13 protein-coding genes are annotated in these 18,281 nt (G+C 65.9%); 3 read left to right on the forward strand and 10 right to left on the reverse strand.

Translation table 11 applies throughout. From position 1 onward, the window contains the following. Positions 1-223: 223 nt before the first annotated feature. Together L1F31_RS16655 and cmtR are read right to left on the reverse strand one after the other, a co-directional pair. Positions 224-817, reverse strand: a complete 594-nt coding sequence (locus L1F31_RS16655; RefSeq protein ID WP_062862469.1) for a cadmium resistance transporter — start codon at positions 815-817, stop codon at positions 224-226. Next, positions 814-1,173, reverse strand: coding sequence for a Cd(II)/Pb(II)-sensing metalloregulatory transcriptional regulator CmtR (gene cmtR / locus L1F31_RS16660; RefSeq protein WP_062862470.1), 360 nt, complete (start codon positions 1,171-1,173; stop codon positions 814-816). The genes L1F31_RS16655 and cmtR overlap by 4 nt, the downstream gene beginning before the upstream one ends. A 198-nt stretch (positions 1,174-1,371) precedes the next feature. Here cmtR and L1F31_RS16665 point away from each other — a divergent pair, with 198 nt between their 5' ends. From L1F31_RS16665 to L1F31_RS16675, 3 genes are all read left to right on the forward strand, one after another. Next, positions 1,372-1,998: a recombinase family protein gene (locus L1F31_RS16665; RefSeq protein WP_009883804.1), complete on the forward strand. Its 627-nt coding sequence runs from the start codon at positions 1,372-1,374 to the stop codon at positions 1,996-1,998. 19 nt (positions 1,999-2,017) lie between these two features. Then, positions 2,018-3,460 carry a Mu transposase C-terminal domain-containing protein gene (locus tag L1F31_RS16670; RefSeq protein WP_265420459.1) on the forward strand — a complete coding sequence of 481 codons (1,443 nt, stop codon included), beginning with the start codon at positions 2,018-2,020 and terminating at the stop codon, positions 3,458-3,460. Between the two features lie 180 nt (positions 3,461-3,640). Beyond that, positions 3,641-4,351 carry an AAA family ATPase gene (locus tag L1F31_RS16675; RefSeq protein WP_265418335.1) on the forward strand — a complete coding sequence of 237 codons (711 nt, stop codon included), beginning with the start codon at positions 3,641-3,643 and terminating at the stop codon, positions 4,349-4,351. A 107-nt stretch (positions 4,352-4,458) separates the two neighbouring features. Here L1F31_RS16675 and poxB read toward each other — a convergent pair whose 3' ends face one another. The 8 genes from poxB to L1F31_RS16715 all read right to left on the reverse strand — a co-directional run bounded on the left by poxB (position 4,459) and on the right by L1F31_RS16715 (position 18,263). Then, positions 4,459-6,174: a ubiquinone-dependent pyruvate dehydrogenase gene (gene poxB / locus L1F31_RS16680; protein WP_265418340.1), complete on the reverse strand. Its 1,716-nt coding sequence runs from the start codon at positions 6,172-6,174 to the stop codon at positions 4,459-4,461. A gap of 226 nt (positions 6,175-6,400) precedes the next feature. Further along, entirely contained in the window at positions 6,401-7,567 is a 1,167-nt protein-coding gene (locus tag L1F31_RS16685) for an MFS transporter (RefSeq protein WP_265418341.1), read from the reverse strand. Beyond that, positions 7,554-8,903, reverse strand: coding sequence for a Wadjet anti-phage system protein JetD domain-containing protein (locus L1F31_RS16690; protein ID WP_265418342.1), 1,350 nt, complete (start codon positions 8,901-8,903; stop codon positions 7,554-7,556). The genes L1F31_RS16685 and L1F31_RS16690 overlap by 14 nt, the downstream gene beginning before the upstream one ends. After that, positions 8,900-12,505 carry an ATP-binding protein gene (locus L1F31_RS16695; protein WP_265418343.1) on the reverse strand — a complete coding sequence of 1,202 codons (3,606 nt, stop codon included), beginning with the start codon at positions 12,503-12,505 and terminating at the stop codon, positions 8,900-8,902. The genes L1F31_RS16690 and L1F31_RS16695 overlap by 4 nt, the downstream gene beginning before the upstream one ends. Continuing rightward, positions 12,502-13,350, reverse strand: a complete 849-nt coding sequence (locus L1F31_RS16700; protein ID WP_265418344.1) for a DUF4194 domain-containing protein — start codon at positions 13,348-13,350, stop codon at positions 12,502-12,504. Before L1F31_RS16700 ends, L1F31_RS16695 begins: the two co-directional genes overlap by 4 nt. Continuing rightward, the gene (locus L1F31_RS16705; RefSeq protein ID WP_265418345.1) at positions 13,347-14,810 is read right to left on the reverse strand and encodes a DUF3375 domain-containing protein; all 1,464 of its coding nucleotides are present in this window, start codon (positions 14,808-14,810) and stop codon (positions 13,347-13,349) included. The genes L1F31_RS16700 and L1F31_RS16705 overlap by 4 nt, the downstream gene beginning before the upstream one ends. A 68-nt stretch (positions 14,811-14,878) precedes the next feature. Then, the gene (locus L1F31_RS16710; protein ID WP_265418346.1) at positions 14,879-17,806 is read right to left on the reverse strand and encodes a DEAD/DEAH box helicase family protein; all 2,928 of its coding nucleotides are present in this window, start codon (positions 17,804-17,806) and stop codon (positions 14,879-14,881) included. Then, entirely contained in the window at positions 17,796-18,263 is a 468-nt protein-coding gene (locus L1F31_RS16715) for an MmcQ/YjbR family DNA-binding protein (RefSeq protein WP_265418347.1), read from the reverse strand. The genes L1F31_RS16710 and L1F31_RS16715 overlap by 11 nt, the downstream gene beginning before the upstream one ends. Between the last annotated feature and the right edge of the window lie 18 nt (positions 18,264-18,281).

Genomic DNA, 18,281 nt, shown 5'->3' on the forward strand with positions numbered 1-18,281 from the left:
GCTCACAACTCTACGCCTCATGTCCCGAAAATGGGACCGCAGACGGGAATTCGGCACAGGTCAATCGGGACACACATTTCGGCACAGGGACGGGCGGCGCGATCCGCCCGTCCTGTGAGTCGCAGCGGTAAGTGGCGTGGTTCTCGCGTCGGTAATTGTCGGCTACGTCGTTTGCGCTTTAGTGGCGAACCAGTTACATCCGTGTGAGCGGGTGACGGGGCCCTCAGAGTCCGAATGCTCCGCCGCTGATCAGGATGAAGATACCGAGGCCGATGAGGACAATGGGGAACAGGATGTGTTCCCAGCGTTCAAGGACTTCGGCGATCGGTGGGCGGGTAGCGACGAACTTGGCCAGCATTACCAGCACCGCGACCAGCGCGAGGAACACGATGCAGTAGGCCACCACCCCGGCCGGGCCCACGTTGAGGAAGACCGGGACGTAGACGCCGATGTTGTCTCCGCCGTTGGCGAACGTGACCCCGGCCACAGTCCAGACTGCGACGTTCTTGCCTTCGATCTCGGCGTCATCGTCATCGCCTCCGCACCAGGCCTGCCAGGCAGCCCACAGCCCCAGCCCCAGGGGGATGAGGCCGAAGTACGGGATGACCGCTGGAGGCAGGAATACTCCGGCCCCCAAGGAGACGAGCACGGCCGCACCCAGGATGCCCACGAACCCCAGGTACTGGCCGGCAAGAATTCGTGCGGTGGTTCCGCGCTGCCCGGCGCCGCGGGCGAAGAACAGGGAGAGCACGATGATGTCGTCAATATTCGTGGCGATGAACAGGCCGATCGCCTGTAGGGCCGAGGTCAGGATCACGTGCCCACCTTTGCTATACCGCATCCGGGAACCGAGCAGGCGGGATCAATGCACGGGGCGTTCTCGTCCACCGCGAGAGTGACGTCGACCAGTGCGGTGAGCGCCCGCGCCAGGTGCGGATCGGCGATCTTATAGCGCGTCTTGCGCCCCTCGGGCTCGGCGACCACGATGCCGCAGTCGCGCAAGCATGCCAAATGGTTGGATACGTTCGAGCGGGTCAGCTCCAGATCGCTGGCTAATTCTGCCGGGTAGGCCGGTCGATCTAGCAGCGTCAGGATAAGTCGTGACCTGGTTGGGTCGGCCATCGCCCGGCCCAACCGGTTCATCACGTCTAAGCGAGAAGTAATAGTCAGCACTTAGTGAACTATACAGTGGTGGCTGAACCACCGTCAATCCTTGCCCACTTTCCGGTCGTCCCAGTTCCTTGGTAGTGGGACACCGAAGACGAGCAACCTCATCGATCGGGCCAGAACCTGATTTTCCATCCCATAAGTAAGGCCCAGAACAACGTCCCATACATTCCGTACAGACACGAAGATTGGTACGCTGGGCGCATGGAATTGGGGTACGCGCGGGTTTCGACGGTCAAACAAGACTTGGATCGACAGATCGATGCTCTGACCCAGACCGGAATCGCGGCCGAACGGATCTATGTGGACAAAAAGTCCGGGTCCACGGTCGACCGCCCCGGGCTGCGTGCAGTCATGGAATATGCCCGCGACGGTGACGTCATCGTCGTCCACACTCTCGATCGGCTTGGGCGAACGGTGCGCGATACTCTGAACCTGATTCATGACCTCTCCGAACGCAACATCGGTGTGCGCAACCTCGCCGACCCGATCAGAGTGGACTCGTCGAACCCGGATGATCCGATGGCGCAGCTATCGGTCGTGCTACTGGCGTTGTTCGGACAGATGGAACGCACATACACCCTGGAGCGTGCCGCCCACGCTCGAGCGGTAGCGACCGCGAAGGGCCGACGCATCGGACGGCCATCAGTGGTGGATCCGGACAAACTGGCCTACGCCGAGCACCTGCGCACGACCGGACACACTATCGCCGAGATCGTGGCCAAAACCGGGATTACCCGTACCAGCCTGTATCGGCACCTGCCACCGCGTCCTCCCGAAGCGGTGACAGTCGCGCCGGAGACTGCCGCCGATCCCGGTCCCGAGACCTGATCCTGGACTGGTGATCGTCATGGCGCAGAGGGCCCCAGAGGTGAGGCTCGCTGTGCTGCGCCAGCACGATGACGGTGTCCCTTGGACACGGATCGCGGCCGAATCAGGAGTGCCAGTGCGAACGTTGTCACGCTGGGCCGCGAAGTATGGTGCTTTCCCGACGTCCAATGGCCTGCAACGCCTCCGGCGAGCTGACTACGGCACGAGGCGAATACTGCCCGAGATTGTGGAGATGATCGAAGCTCTGGCGCTTCGCCGCCCCGAGCCCACAGTCGCGTTTGTTCATCGCCGAGTCAGCGGCATAGCTGCCGATCGGGGATTGCCCGTCCCGAGCTACTCCAGCGTCCGGGGGATCATTGGTGCCATCGACCCGGGCCTGCGCACACTCGCCCAGCACGGCGATGCCGCCTACCGGGACCAGTTCGAATTGGTTTTCCGCCGCACCACATTGACCCCGAACGAACAGTGGCAAGCCGACCACACGCTCTTAGACGTTGCAGTACTCGACCAGGCTGGCGTGCCGGTTCGGCCGTGGTTGACGGTGGTGCTGGATGACTACTCCCGCGCAGTCGCCGGCTACACCCTTTTCCTGGGTGCCCCATCAGCCGAACAGGCTGCGCTGGCACTACACCAAGCGGTCAATCAGAAGACGAATCCTGCCTGGCCGGTCTGCGGCCTGCCAAGTGTGCTCTATTCCGATCACGGCTCGGACTTCACCTCCGTCCGCCTCGAACGGGTTTGCCTGGACACGCAGATACAGCTCATCCACTCACGGATCGGCGCTCCGCAGGGGCGAGGGAAGATCGAGCGGTTCTATGGTTCCATCACCACCGAGCTCTTGCCGCACCTACCCGGGTATATCCCGCACGGAACGAACGGAGAACCTCTCACGGACCCGGCGCTCAGTCTTGAGCAACTCGACGCGATCCTGGAAAGATTCATTGTCACCGAATACAACCAGCGCCCTCACTCCGAAACCCACCAAGCCCCCGTCCACCGCTGGGCAGCTTCCGGCTTCATCCCGCGAGCCCCAGTACGGCCGGAGGATTTGGACCTACTTCTGCTGACTGCGGCGACTACAAGGAAGGTCCAACGCGACGGGATTCAGTTCTCCTCCACCCGGTATGTGTCCCCGGTACTGGCCGCCTACGTCGGTGAACAGGTAACTCTCCGGTTCGACCCGCGCGATGTCGGCGAGATCCGCGTCTATTTCAATGATGATTACCTTTGCCGCGCGATCGCTCCCGAGCTCGCCGCCGAGTCGGTCTCGCTACGAGAGCTGCAGGTTGCCCGGTCACAACGTCGCCGTGACCTCAAGCGACAGCTGCGCCACCGCCGCAGCCTCGCCGACGCGCTGCCGATTGACAACCGTTATGTCCCGCCTGAACCAACCGAAGCGGAACCGGTCGGCGTCGACGAAGTCCCACCACGACACGGATTGCGTCTCTATGCCACCGACTGACCCGAAACACAGTCTCCTCAGCAAGGACGATGATGGAAGCCGATTTCTTTTCGGCGATTTCGGGGAGATCAATTCCAGCGCCCCGCCACGGCCCGATTTGCCACCGTTCCAGACGACTCATGAGCATCGCCGCTTCGCAGAGTTCGCTGACGCGGTGCGCACTCATCGCTATATTGGCCTGTGCTGGGGGCCACCGGGGTCGGCAAGACACTCTCCGCCCGGCACTATTCCGGAGTCGATGACTGGGAACAATGGGAATCCTTTTTCTCCGACACCCTCGGCCCTGTGCCGGAACGTGTTCTCGAGGCCCGCACTGCGTTTTTCACTCCCACGGTCGTGGCCACCCCGAAACAAATAGACCAGGGCCTGCCCCGAGCATGTCAACGCATCTCCTACGCCGTCGATTTCGCCGAGCACGGCATCGTCGACCCCTACGTCCATACCGAGTCCCGTTCCAGCGGACGCACCGAGCTGCTCATCATTGACGAAGCCGACCGTCTTAAGGCCACCGGCTTTGAGCAAGTCCGTGACTACTTCGACCATCACCATATGGGCGTCATCCTCATTGGTATGCCGGGCATCGAGAAACGCCTCGCCCGCTACCCGCAGCTCTACAGCCGTATCGGCTTCGCTCACGAGTACCGCCAGTTGAGCGCGGACGAACTCACCGCAGTCCTGGCCAGACGACTTCCAGCTGAGGGCGAGGCAACCGATGGTGGCGTCGCCCACGCAACCGCGATCGCGACTATCGTCCGGATCACCGCAGGCAACTTCCGCCTCGTCGACCGTTTACTCACCCAGATCGAGCGCGTGCAGACCGTGAACGACCTCAACGAGTTGACGCCCGAGGTTGTCGAGGCAGCTCGGCAGGCTCTCCTCATCGGTCACTAAACGCTGTGAAAACCATGCCATTTACCGCTGCGACTCACAGCAGAGGGGAAATGTCCGATAGCGACCATTATTTGGATCCTGATGCGCTCCCGACCTGGGAACCAGCCTCAGAACAGCTGGCGGAGGTTCGTCCTGGCGAGGTCGATGAGTTCGTCGCCCTTGCCCGAGAGGACCGTGCGGATGGCGTAGAGCGCGAAGCCCTTCGCCTGCTCGACGGTGATCGACGGCGGCATCGACAGCTCCTGGCGTTCGGTGACGACGTCGAGAACCGCGGGCCCGTCGTAGGCCAGGAACTCCTTGACGACCTTCGGCAGCTCCTTGGACTTCTCGACGCGGAAGCCCTTGATTCCGACCGCCTCGGCGATGGTGGAGAAGTTCGGATTCTCGAGCTCCGTGCCGAAGGTGACGAAGCCGGCGGCCTTCATCTCGAGTTCGACGAAGTTGAGCGAGGAGTTGTTGTACACGACCGTCTTCACCGGCAGCTTGTTCTGGGTGAGCGTGATGAGCTCGCCCAGCAGCATGGTCAGTCCGCCGTCGCCGGCGAGCGCGATGGTCTGCCGGTCCTCGTACGCCGCCTGCACGCCGACGCTCTGGGACAGGGCATTGGCCATGGACCCGTGGCTGAAGGAGCCGATGAGGCGGCGCTTGCCGTTCATCGTCAGGTAGCGGGCTGCCCACACCACCGGTGAGCCGACGTCGGGGACGAAGACCGCATCGTCATCGGCCATCTCGTCGATGAGCCGGGTGAGGTACTGCGGGTGGATCGTCCGCTTCGACGGTGTGGCAAGCTCGTCGAGGTCCTTGCGGGTCTTCTGATAGTGCTTGGTCAGCGCCTTGAGATGCGTGCTGCTGCGGTTGGGTTTGATGTGCGGCAGCAGCGCCTCGATGGTGTCGGCGACCGTTCCGACCAGCGGAATGTCGACCTTCGTGCGTCGCCCGATCTGGGAGCCGCGCACATCGACCTGGATGACGGTCGCGTCTTCTGGGTAGAACTGCTGGTAGGGAAGGTCTGTGCCGAGCATGAGCAGGGAATCGCAGTCCTTCAGCGCCGCGTAGCCGGAGGAGAACCCGAGCAGACCGGTCATACCCACGTCATAGGGGTTGTCGTATTCGACGAACTCCTTGCCGCGCAGCGAATGGACGATCGGAGCCTGAAGCTTCTCGGCGATGGCGAGCAGCTCGTCGTGCGCACCTTCGGTGCCGGCACCGGCGAGGATCGTCGTCTTCTTGCCCTTGTTGAGGGCCTTGGCAGCAGCTTCGATCTGGGAAGCGGCGGGAATCGTGTGCGACGGGTAGGACCTGACCTCCTCGGCGGCGGCATCGATGTCGGCCAGGCCGACGTCGCCGGGAATGACGAGGACGGCCACGCCGCGCTTCTCGATGGCTTCGCGCATGGCGATGCGCAGCAGGCGGGGCATCTGCTCGGCCGAGGAGACGTTCTCGACGTAGACGCTGCAATCGCGGAACAACTCGGTCGGATGGGTCTCCTGGAAGTAGTTCGAGCCGATCTCGTCGCTGGGGATCTGTGCGGCGATGGCCAGCACGGGAACCCGCGAACGCTGGGCATCGAAGAGCCCGTTGATGAGGTGGAGGTTGCCGGGTCCGCAGCTGCCCGCGCAGACCGCGAGCTCACCGGTCAGGGCGGCCTCGCCGCTGGCGGCGAAGGAGGCGGCTTCCTCGTGGCGGACGTGAACCCATTCGAGCTGCGGGTTGACGCGCAGCGCATCGGTGAAACCGTTGAGCGAGTCACCCGGGATGCCGTAGACGCGCTTGACTCCGCTGGCTACGAGGGTATCGACGATGTTTCTGGCGACGGTGGGCATTGAGTTCCTTCCGTTGAAACATGGCGCCGGGGCGCTGTCGCGAACCCCGGCAGGGCTGCCCCACAGGTGGGGCCTTGACCGCGCTTTCAGTCTAGCCCCGGTCTCTCCCGCTGCGGCTGTCCGATTCCTCACCCTCTGTGACAGAGATTTCCTCGCCGAGGCGGCTCTGAGGGAATGCGCGAATGTGCAGACTCCCACGTCGAGGCGGCGCGATACCTGTGCTCCCTCACGTCCGCGCGGACAGCACGGTCGCCAGGCTGAGCAGCCCGGCCATGGCCACCGCCATCATCGGGTATCCGCCGAGCACCCCGGCCAGGGCGGGCCCGGCGACTGGTGCCAGGGCGGTGCCGGCGGTGACCGGGGCGACGAAGACCCCGTTGATCGCACCGAAGTTCTTCGTCCCCCACCGGTCGGAGACAGCCGTGGCCTGGAACAATGTCATGCATCCACGGACGCCGCCGGTGATCATGGCGATGCCGATGAGCAGCCAGATCGGGCCCGGCACGAACGCGAGCAGCCACAGCCCGACGGCTCCTGAGCCGAAGAGGATGACGGTGCGCGCCCGAGCCGTGGTGTGCCGTTCCAACCACGGATATCCGAACCGTCCGGCCACCTGACCGAAGCCGACGAGTCCGAGCGCGACCGCGGCCAGACTGTAGGCGGCACCGCGTTCGATAATGAGCGGGATGATGTTGATCGTCACCGCGAAGAGAGTGAATGTGGCGATCGCAACCGCGATCTGCAAGGTGATGAAGCGCGGGTCGCGGGTGACTGTGCGCAGCTCGGCCCGGCTCGGCTTCACCGTGGACGCGGCCGCCTCGTCGGTCCATGTCCGGTTGAGGAAGAACAGGTGCATCGGCAGCGCCAGGACCGCGAGCAGGCCGGCGAGCACCCCGTAGGTCCCCCGCCACCCGACTTCGTCGATGAGCCCGGCGATGATCGGGGCGAACACCGTCGAGGCGAGCCCGCCGACGAGTGTGATCGTCGTCAGCGGCTTCGTCCGCTCGGCCCCGTACCAGCGGGTGACGACGGCGAATGCCGGCGGGTAGAGGGTCGCGGCCTGAGCGAATCCGGCGAGGATCCATGCCAGGAAGAACACGACGAGGTTCGGGGCGACCGCGACCAACCCAAGAGCGACCACCCCGATGGCTGTGCCCGCGCCCATGATCAGCTTCGGTCCGCGGACGTCGAGCATCCGCCCGACGCTCGGCCCCATGAGCGCGGAGACGATGAGTCCGACCGTCAGCGCCGCCGTCACCGTCGTATGGCTCCACCCCATGTCCGCCGAGATCGGGGTGACAGCCACCGGCAGCGAGTAGTAGAGCAATCCCCAGCAGACGAGTTCGGCGACGCACAGGGCGACCAATCCTCCGCGCGGTTTATCGGTCGTCATCGTTCCCCTCGCCGAGGCGGCTCTGTCCTTCCGTGGAACGTGCAGTCCCGGCGCCGGATCCTTCACCGAGGCGGGTCTCCGTGGCTTCACCGACCGCGGTGCGCAACCGGTTCAGTGCCGCATCCCAGGGGATGCGCTCCTGTTCGAGACGGACGTTTCCTTCAGCGCGGATCCGGTCGAGAGCGCGCATTTCAGTGCCCGCGAGGTGCGCGAAGGCACCGGTGCTCGGTTTCGGTTCGTCGACCCAGAGGTCGCGGTGCTCGAGCAGCGTCGCTTCGTCCATGAGCACGGATTCGACTTCCGGCAGGTGACTGCGCAGTCGGTTGAGGATCGCGAAACCATGCGAGTCGAGGTCGCCCCAATAGATCACGAGGGCATCCCGAACCCACTGCAGGCGTGCCACCCCGTCGACGGCGTATCCGGATCCGTGCACGGCGACAGCTCCGGTCCACGAAGGCATGGCGAGAACGGATTCGAGGTTTTCGAAGACGAAGACGATCCTCGGCGCCAGGGGCAGGCTGCTGAGCTGAGAGATCGGTGCGGTGATGTCGTCGAGGACGGGAACGCTTTTTAAAGCAGGAGCCCCAGCTGTTCGGGAATTCGCCGTGGAGATCAGTGCCGGGTCGAGGATGCGCAGGCGCAGTCGGGGTTCCGCGTCGAGGACACTCACGGCATCGGCGTGCCCGATTCCGCCGAGAAGCGCGGTGACGAGACTGCGGTGAGTTTCGAACCATTTCGAGTCGACTCCGCGGATCGGCAGCTGCCGTGGCCGCATCGAACCGACCGGGTGCGTGCGCAACCAGTCGACGACGGCGATGACGACAACGAAAGCATCGTCTGTCAGGGAGAGGATCCGCTTCGCCTGGGATCGCACCGCCGCAGCAAGAGAGTCGCCGTCGCAACCGTTCGCGTCGACGTCGCCGGTCGATGCCGATTCGCTCGCCACGGGCCCGAGCCGATCGCGGATCTGGCGGGCCCGATCGCGCAGCTTCCGCCAGTCACGTGCGGTGTCCCCGCCGACGAAGGCGGCCACCTCATCGGAGGTGGTCAGGCGCAGTCGGATGGGCACCCGCTGGCGACCGACCCGAGCCCAGCTGCGGTCTTCCCAGTCGATCTCCAGCCCCGAGGCGGCTCCCGCCTTGTCCTCGACGGCCCGCCAGTCACCGGCCCAGTCGACGGCGGCAGACTGATCCGTGAGCACCTGCTTCTCCGTCGGCGGGTGGAGTGCGATCTCGACGCGCACCTCGTGCACGGGCTCCGCCGCCCACGCGGCCATGGACGAAGTGAGACGCTTGCGCGCCTTCACTCGGGCCTCGGCGACGGAGAGCATGGTCATCGGCCGTCGGACTCCCCGGCCTGCTCCGCCGCTCCACGATCTGCCTGTCCTCGGTCCGCCTCGGCGCTCGGCTCATCCCCGAATTCGAGCTCGACCTCCCCGGCAACCCACGTCGGCCGATCCGATTCGACGACGTCAGCCTCACGCTCGGCTTCGGCCTCACCTGACTCGACGTCGTCGAGCCCGGCAGCGTCACCAGCACCCGCAGCGTCACCGGCCCCGTCAGCCGCAGCGCTGGCCCCATCGGTCTCGTCCCACACCATCGTCGAGGTCAGGGTCTTCTGTCGGCTCGGGTTCTCGATCGACGTCGCTGCACCCACGTACGGTTCGATCGTCTGCAGCAGCTTCTGCGGAGTCGCGAGCACCATGTGGAAGCCGAACTCGATGAAGATGTCGAGCGCCATCCGCGTGTACCGGGTGTCGGCCTTGTCGAAGGCCTCGTCGAGGATGATCGTGCCGTACTTCGAGATCGCCTCGTCCGGGTCCGCCAACTGGTAGCGCAGCGCTGCGGCCAGGCAGAAGATCACGAGCTTCTGCTGCTGACCGCCGGACATCGCGGCCCCCGAATCATAGGTCGCATGCGCCCGCCCGTGATCGTCGATCTCCTCGGCGAGGAATGACACATGCAGGCGCGTGTCCAAGCACTGGGTCTTCCACACCTTGTCAACGTGCTCACTCGAAGCGAATCGGCGCATCACCTCGGCGAGGGTGTCGTACTTCTTCTCCGCCGTCTCCATATCGTCCTCGCCCCAACTGCCGGACGCGACGAGCCGCAGATCGGCGATGAATGCGTTGACGGTCTCCGACCGGCGGGTCTTGACCTTCAGGCGCAGGTACCGATCCTCGTCGAACTGCGAACGCAGCAGAGACGAGTTGATCGGGGCGACCCGGTCCTCGATCTCGCGCGGAGCCGCATGGATCTCGTTGAGAAGTTCGCCGATGAGGTCGCGGGAACGCTGCTGCAGCAGCTCACGGAACCGATTCTCATGATCGGGCAGACCATGCGCCTCGATCTCGTCGAGCATCGACAGATACGCCCGCCGATCATCGACCTCGGCCGTGAGCTGGGACGATACCGAGGGCCATGCGGCCTTGAACTCGGCGGCCAAACGGGTCACGGCATTGCTGGCGTCCCTCGCGACCGCCTGCGCCCGGTCCTTCTCTTCCTGCAGAATCTGCGAAACCTGCTGCCCCACCTCGGCGAGGTTCTCCCGCCTGATGCCGCGTTGGATCTTCCGGAACCGGTCATCCAATTGCTCGCCGAGGTGGCCCTCGACTTCCGCGATGCGACCGGCGTTGACATCGTCCTCGATCCGGGTGATGTTCGAGCGCAGTCCCGTTGACTCCTCGTTCGCCCGGCGCAGCGCATAGTCGGCCTCGGACTTCGCCTTCTCGGCCTCGTCTTTGACCGTCTTCGCTTCGCGTTCGGCACCGATCGCCTGCTGCAGGTCGCCGTCGGCGTCTTCGAGTTCGGCGAGCTGGCGTTCCAGTGTGGCGACCTTTTCGGCGGCACTGTCGCGGTCGACATCGCGCCAGGACTGTTCGCGGATGCCGGCGAGGATGCCGCGACGCCTGTGGGCCTGTGCGGTTTCGGCATCGGCGGCGGCGACGACCTGTTCGGCTGCGGCCAGTTCGGACTGTGCTTCCTTGAGTGATGCGATAAGCGCTTCGAGTTTGGCCTCTCGATCACCGAGCACCCACTGGCTGCGGTCGTCGATGCGGCGGCGGTCGTCTTTCTCATACCGGGTGCGTGAGGTCTTGATCTGGCCCTTCACGGTGACGGCGCGCGGGTGGTCGTCGAGTTCGTCCGGCTGGTCGACGCAGGCGAAGTCGAAGCGTTCGGACAGGGTGGAGCGCACCCAGTCACCGAAGCCGGTGTCGGCCACGTGCACCTTGTTGACCAGGGACTTCTCACTGCCGACTGGTCGCGGGCCGGGCACCGAATGCGGGATCTCCTCGAAGACGAGACGCCCGCGGATGCGGTGGGAATCGACCCAGGTGCGCACGGCGGAGAGGTTCTCCGACCGGACGAGGACCGTCAGCGCCATGGGTCGGAGCACACGTTCGATCGCACCGGTCCACCGGGCCTCGGTGGGGTCGACTTCGATGAGTTCGGCTGCGAAAGGCAGTGCCTTCTCACTCAGTCCGGTGCCGGCGGCGAGTTCGGAGCGAATCGCCAGCAGATTGTTCGGCACGGTGGAGCCGGAGCGGCGCAGGGATTCGATCTCGCCTTCGAGGTCACGCACTCGGGCGCGAGCCTGGGAGAACCGGTCATGGTCGGCGTGGCTGGGCCCGGCGACTTGGGTGTCGTCGTCGAGGCTGGCGGCGATCTGGGCTTGGAGTTCGGCGAATTCCGCGGCTGTGGTCGGTGCGTGTGCGATGCCGGCCTGTTCGAGCTGGCGGGCCAGTCCGGACCAGCGTTCGGCGATGGCGCGGCGTTCGGTCTCGGCGGTGTCGATGCGCTGTTGGAGGTGCTCGGCCTCGGAGCCGCCGAGTTCGAGTGCGGCTCGCCTGGCCAGGTCGTATTCGTCGACGGCGGCATCGAAATCGCGTTTCGCGCGGTCGGCGGTGACCTCGAGTTCGACGATCTGGCGGGTCAGAGCCGACAGATCGGTCCGGAGGATGTCGAGTTCGCGACGCTTCTGGTACGGCAGCATGGCTTCGCTGAGCGCGATCGATTTCGCGGCGACGTCATTGGCCGAGTCGAACCGTGCCGCGGCTTCGCGCAGCTGAAGCAGGTGGTCGCGCTGACGGCGCAGCTGCACGACATGGTCGTGGGCATCCTTGAGGTCACCGAACTGAGCGACGGCGGTCTCGGCGAGGTCGAAGGTCACCGGGGTCTCGAGCATGTGGTCGCGGAAGAGACGGTCGAGGCTGTCAAGGCTCTTGGCCGATTGCGTCTTGTGCAGAAGCTGCAGGGCGGACTCATCGGCCATGCCGAAGGTCTTGCGCATGCGTGCGTAGAACTTCCCGTGGTGTCCGTTCGAGGTGATGACGGCATCGGGACGGTCGGCTTTGAGCTTGCGGGTCTCTAGGCCGGAACGGGCATAGTGCTGGAGTTCGGCGAGGTCGAGGTCGCTGCGCTCAAGGATGCAGGCGTCGGAGAGGTCGGTCGTCTTCGTGCCCGAGCCCTTGATGAAGAAGAGCCGGGCCAGGGACAGCGGCCGATCGGTGCCGTTGTCGTAGCGGAGGATGATGCCGCTCCAGGTGGCCCGCGGTCGCAGGTATTTGCTGACGACGCGGTCCTCCTCGGTGTCGGCGGTCCGAGTCCAGGCACCGCGGACGTAGCTGACGAGGCTGCGCTGATCGAGGCGCGCACCGGCGGTCTGGGCGGCGACGTTGAAGCGCAGCCATTTGTCCGGGGTGAGCACCGCGGCGATGCCGTCGAGCAGCGAGGACTTGCCCGAGCCGGAGGGGCCGGTGATGAGGTGGCCCTTGTGGGAGACGGGGATGCGGTGGATGTCGGCGTCGAAGGTCCCCCAGTTCGCGATCTGGATCTCGCTCAGCCGCCACTGGCTGCCGACGTCGGGACGGTTCGCTCCGCGGGCGCGCGCCTGATCGGCGACGAAGGCCGCGTCGAGAGGGAAGAGTGCTTCGGTCACGCGTCGTCCTCCTCGGCGTCGGTGTTGGATTCGGCATCGGTGTCGGATTCGGCATCGGCGTCGGGTTCCTCGCCCGCCCCCGTCTCGGCGTCGGGTTCCTCGCCCGCCCCTGCCTCGGTGGCGGAATCGGTGTCGGCGGCGTCCTCGGGGACGGCACCATCCTCCGGGACATCCGTCTCGCCTGAGGCGATGCGTTCGTAGACGGCGATGAGTTCGCGCACCCGGTCCTCGTCGATGAGGAATTTCACCATCGGGGAGATCTCGAACCGGTCCTCGCCTGCCTTGTGGAGCACGCGCAGCCGGTTGCTCATCCGCGACCAGGCTCCGTTGAGGTTGCGTTGGAACGTCGATTCGTCGCCGGTGCGGTAGATCGCGAGCCGCTCGTAGACCTCTTCACGGTCGACGATGACACGTTTCTCCCCAGGGGCTGCGAGCAGCAGCTGGCGGAGGACGAGGAGCATCGCCGTGTCGAGGAAGGTCAGTCGTTCGCTGCGCACTGCGGCGGGAGCGTCGATCTCGTCGGTGACGATCTTGCGGGTGAACGCGAATTCGTCGACCCGGTCGAGAACGAGGTCGAGGAACAGATCATGCAGGCGCGAGCGGACGAGGTTTTCGTCGGCGACGAGCGCCGCCCACAGCTGCGGGCTCTGCACCCCGGAGACGTAGGGGCCTTTGAGCAGTTCGAGCAGCACCCGCCGGGTCCGCTCCCCCAGGGTCCCGGTGTCCCCGGACCAGAGCGCGCTGGGGTTGTGCTCGAAACCGTCCGCGGATTCGTTCGCATCCCTCGCCGAGGCGGCCTCCACCTCGGCGGGGGCTGTGTCGTTGTCGTGGTCGGTGGGGCTCATAGGGTGATGCCTTCGGTGAAGTAGTGGCGGAGGATGGCGGCGGTGCGGGAGGTGCCGTCGACGCCGGTCCAGGTGAGGATTTCGCGGTTGTCGTCATCGACGTGCCCGTACGTGCTGGCCAGGGACAGCAGGCCGACGACGCTGGCCAGTCCCTGGGTGGCGGGGAATCGGTCGAGCACCTCGGCGACGGAGGCCTCGCGGGTGGAGGTGACGACGGAATTGATGTTCTCAGTGAGTTCGGCGAAGTCGATCTCGGATTCGCGGGCGACAGCGATGAGCGCGGCGAAGTCGACCTCGGAGTCCGTGGCTTCGCCGAGTTCCGCGCCGGCGTTGAACTCTTCGGGGTCGTGGAGGATGACCTCGCCGACGCTGCCGAGCGACACGCTTGAGAGTTCGAGGTCGATGCCGATCTCGTCGTAGGGCTTGAGTTCCTGCGACACGGGCGCGGCTGCGGCCAGGCCCTCCTGGATGAGGGTGCGCATCACGCGGTCGCGTTGGAATTCGTGGGAGTGGACGTAGCGGCGCAGGCCGCGAGCGAATTCGGTGAGGATGTCCGAGACCTCGTGGGAGCCGTCCTTCATCTGTCGCATCAGGGTGCGCAGGGACCGGCGGGTGACAAGCGAGAGGGTGGCGGAGAAGTCACGGTCGAGGATGGCGGCGATGTCATCGTCGAAGGCCGTGGACTGTTCGGGGTCGCGGACGAGGGCGGAGAACGCCGAGAAGGTGCGGCCTTCGTCGGAGGATTCGATGAGGTCGACGCCGCGGAAGACTTCGTCGAGGACCTGGGACTGGGACTCCTCGGCGGCGAGGATCGAGATTCGCAGCTCTTGGTTGAGCTCTTCGAAGCGGGCGCGCACACGGGCGAAGTCGGCGGGCAGCCCTTGGGCCTGTTGGAGGATGTCGCTCACGCGTTCGTTCGCTCGCCTGCGGTCGAGGACGACGGAGCGGGGGTCGCCGCGGCGGACCCGGGCGATCTCGGCGTCGATGCGGTCGCGTTCGGCGCGCAGGGCGGCAAGTCTGCGGGAGCTGTCGGGGTCGGTGTCGATGGCCAGCTGGCGCACGGATTGGGCGAGGCTGACGAGTCGGGACTCGGTGGCGGTCTGCGGTGGGGTGCGCAGCTGTTCGAGCATGCGGATGGCGTCGAAGCCGGCGGCGGAGAGTTCATAGGTCTCGCCCCTTGCCCCGGTGGCGGGCCGGCGGACGAGGATCTCGGCGCGACGCCAGTCGTCGCAGTACGCCTTCGCAGTCCGCAGGGAGAGATCGAAGTGGTCGCGCAGTTCCTCGAGGTCGGCGTCGATGCTCTCGTGCAGGTCCTCGGTGTTCATCCGGGTGCCGGGTCGGCCCAGGTGAGCGTCGAGGGTTCCAGCCATGACGGCGAGGTTGTCGGCCCGGAGCATGCGCAAGGTGGCATCGGATTCGAGCAGTCGCCGATAGGCGAGCGCAGATGACAGGGCAGACATAGGGACTATTCTCAACGCCGGGGCGGGCCCGCGCCAATTCGCCGGCCCGACGGCGGCCGGTTCGTCGCCTAACGCCAGCGCGTCCGCAGCACGGATGTCAGCCGCCATGGGTTGCCTCCGCGCACCGCAGCGAGGATGCCTGCCCCGTCGGGATTGCGAGTGTAGACGGGGTCACCTCCGCCGATCCAGATGTCCCATGCTCGGGCGAAGGCGACTGCGCGTTCCTTCTTCGTCCCCAGCACTGTGGGCACGCCCACCCAGATCGGATCGGCTTCCTGGGCGGCACCGATCCCCCACCGCATCTGCGTCCACCATCCGCGCAGTCCGTCAGCGCGAGTCAGCAGTCGCCAGCATGGCAGCAGGTATCTGGGGTCGCCGATCGGTGACACCGCTTCGTCGAGAGCGAGGGCGAAGGCCTCCGCCGAGGCGGGATCCGCGTCGAGGTGGCATCGCAGGTCCCCGTGTGCGTCGATCGTCATCCGCACAGCGTCGGCACCGGCGCTGCTCAGCCCGAGGGTGTGCAGCGCCTCGGCAATGGCGCCGGCGATCTGCGCGACGGTCGGAGTTGTGCCGTAGACACTCTGCCTCCGTCGACCCGCAACACTGAGGAGAACCGGCAGGCCCAGCAGCAGTCCGGCGGCGATGAGACCGCAGATCCAGGCCGCGGCTGACGTGCTCAGCATGGCGACCACGAGCATGAGCAGACCCACCGTCGCCCAGACGATGACGACCGGTGCCCGGAGGGTGAAGGGCAGAATCCTGCCGGGGTCGCCGTCGCGGTGACGCGGCATCGGAACGATGCCATCGGAGTCGGCAGCGCCCCCTGCCCGGTTGGAATCGGAGTCTCCCCCTCCACGAGAGGAGGCGACCTCGGCACGATCGGAGCCGGCAACGGCAGGGTCGGAGTCGATCTCGGCAGGATCGGAATCGGCGGCGACGATGCGCACCGATCGGATCTCCTCGTCGCGATAGTCGGCGCCGACATTCCACCGGCGGGCCACCTCGGCGCGGGATTGGGACCGCAAGGTCATCCGCGCATTGATGGCGTCGGCGACGTCCGCGGGCGGTTGGAAAGCGGAGAACGCGGGATCGATATGGGCGACGCCGTCGACGATCTCACCGTCAGCATCGGTGCCGAAGAAACCGTCGTGTTTGCGCACGAGTCGACCCCAATCCTGAGCTCCGCGCGGGTGACCTGCGCTGATGCACACGACGGTCCAGTTCACCGCCACCTTGTCCGCCCAGTTCGGATCTTCCCGCAGCGCCCGACCACGGGTCTGCGTCACCGCAGTCGGAGTGGTCGCGCTCGTGAGGTCGATGAGTCCGGTCACGGCAGGCGCGTCCCAGCCTTCGCCGAGCAGCGCCCGGGTGCCGATGAGCACCTGCGCGGTCCCGGAGGCGAAGAAGGCGGTCACGTGCGGCACCCATTCGCGGCTGGTCCAACTCCCCTCGAGGCGGCTGACCCCGGATTCCGGATCGGTGATGTGCAGGCGAGCGGCCAGCTCCTCGTCCTCGGTCGCGATGTGCTCCCACAGCTCGGCGAGGACGGACGGGGGTCCGGCAACCGTGCGTCCGGAGACGAGCAGCGGGTTGAGTGGCGCCGTTCCGGCGTCGGCGAGCAGGGTTTCGAGGACGAGCAGGGCCGAACCGGATCGTTCGTCGAGGACGGTGCGGACATCGGCTGAGAGGGTTGCGGTGGCGGATTCGAAGTCGCAGAGGACGAGCATCCGCAGGTGGTCCCCCAGAGTGGCGGCCTCGGCGGAGACGATGTCGACGCAGGCCCGCGGCTTCGACGCCGAGTGGGAGAGGACGCGGTCGATCGGCGACCGGCCGGCCGCGATTCCGTGGCGGGTCCAGCGGCAGCCGATTGCGGGCAGCCGTCGGCGGATCGCCTCGGCGAGGTCGTGATCGGAGGCGGCCTCGGAGACGAGCAGGTGGTGGCGCATCCAGTCTTCGATGAGTCGTGCCCAATCGTCGACGTCGGGGTCGCGGCGGTGCTGTTCACCGAGGCGGGCTCCGGGCGGCAGTCGCAGCAGACCTGCGTGGTGGAGGCGCAGCGCGGCATCGCAGAGTTCGGGCCGCTGTCTGCTCATCGTCTGCCAGCTCACTGCTTCCGCACGGTCGCCGAGGAAGCGACGGTCCACCCATTCGAGCAGTCCGATCGTGCCGTGGTTCGGGTCGAGGATGCCGGTGATGAACTCGGTGTGGCGTTCGGCCTGTGCCGACAGCCAGCCGACTTCCTCCCGGGTCGGTTCGGTCACCCAGACGAGGTCGGCGAACGGGACGAGGTCCCCCTCCTTGACCAGTGCCGGGATGGAGGCGGAATAGCGGACGGCGGAGAACAGGTCGGACACGAGTTCGCGTTGTCTGGTCGACATCGTCGACGGTGGGGTGGCCGTCAGTCCGAGCACCCATACATCGGGCAGCAGAGTCAGCAGGTCGGCCAGAAGCCGACCCCAGACTTCGAGCAGGTGATGACATTCGTCGAGGATGAGCAGCGTCGGACCGCCGGCGACCAGGGTGTCGACGAGCTCGCGTCCGCCGGGTGCGAGAGCGTCGAGCAGACTGCCGGCCTGCGCAGACTCTCCGGTTTCGGTCACACGGTCGTCGGAAGCAACGTTCCGGCCCGCATCGTGTGCGTCATCGCTGTCGACCGTCTCCCGATCCGTGTCGAAGACGGCCAAGGACTGGTAGGTGAGGGCGGTGAATACCTGGCTGAGATCTCGACGGGTTCCCGCCGGCCCCAGGTCCCCACCGCACCGGTTCCATTCGCGCGCCCACTGCCCCTGGATTGCCGTGTTCGGTCCGAAGACCACGATGCGTTCGACCAGATTCCGGTCGAGCAGATGGGTCGCGTACTCGATGCCGACGCGCGTCTTGCCAGCTCCCGGAGGCAGGACGATCCACGACCGACGCTCATCAGCGGCGGTTCCCTCACGCAGGGCGGTCAGAGCCTCTCCCTGATGGCGGCGCAGGGGCGGCCGGTCAGCCGTCATCGCTTCTCCCGCCGAAGGTCACTGGGTCGACCGGTCGGTCTTTCTTCGGCATCTTCGACACGACGAGGCAGTAGGACTCGAGGACGAGGTCGTGGAGGAGGTCGGCATCCAGATGGTCCCCTCCCACGTCTCCGTCACCGTCTCCGTCATCGTCATCCCCGTCTCCGGTCCCGTCACGGTCGGCTTCGACCTCCGCCCCGGCTACGGTGATCCAGTGCTTCTTGTTCATGTGGTAGCCCGGTGAGATCTCGGCATAGGCGTCACGCAGCACTTCACCGTCAAGCGGGTCGATCTTGAGGTTGATGCTCGGGATTCCGCGCAGCTGAAAGGCCATCATGAACATCTTCCCGCGCACCTTGTACACGGTGTTGTCCGGGCCGAACGGGTGGTCGATCTCGACGGAGGGGTACTGCATGGCCTGCTCGTGGGCCAGTCGGAGCACTGTGTCGGGATCCATGCGTGGAGATTAGCAAAC

Source organism: Brevibacterium spongiae (genome assembly GCF_026168515.1).
Lineage (GTDB): Bacteria > Actinomycetota > Actinomycetes > Actinomycetales > Brevibacteriaceae > Brevibacterium > Brevibacterium spongiae.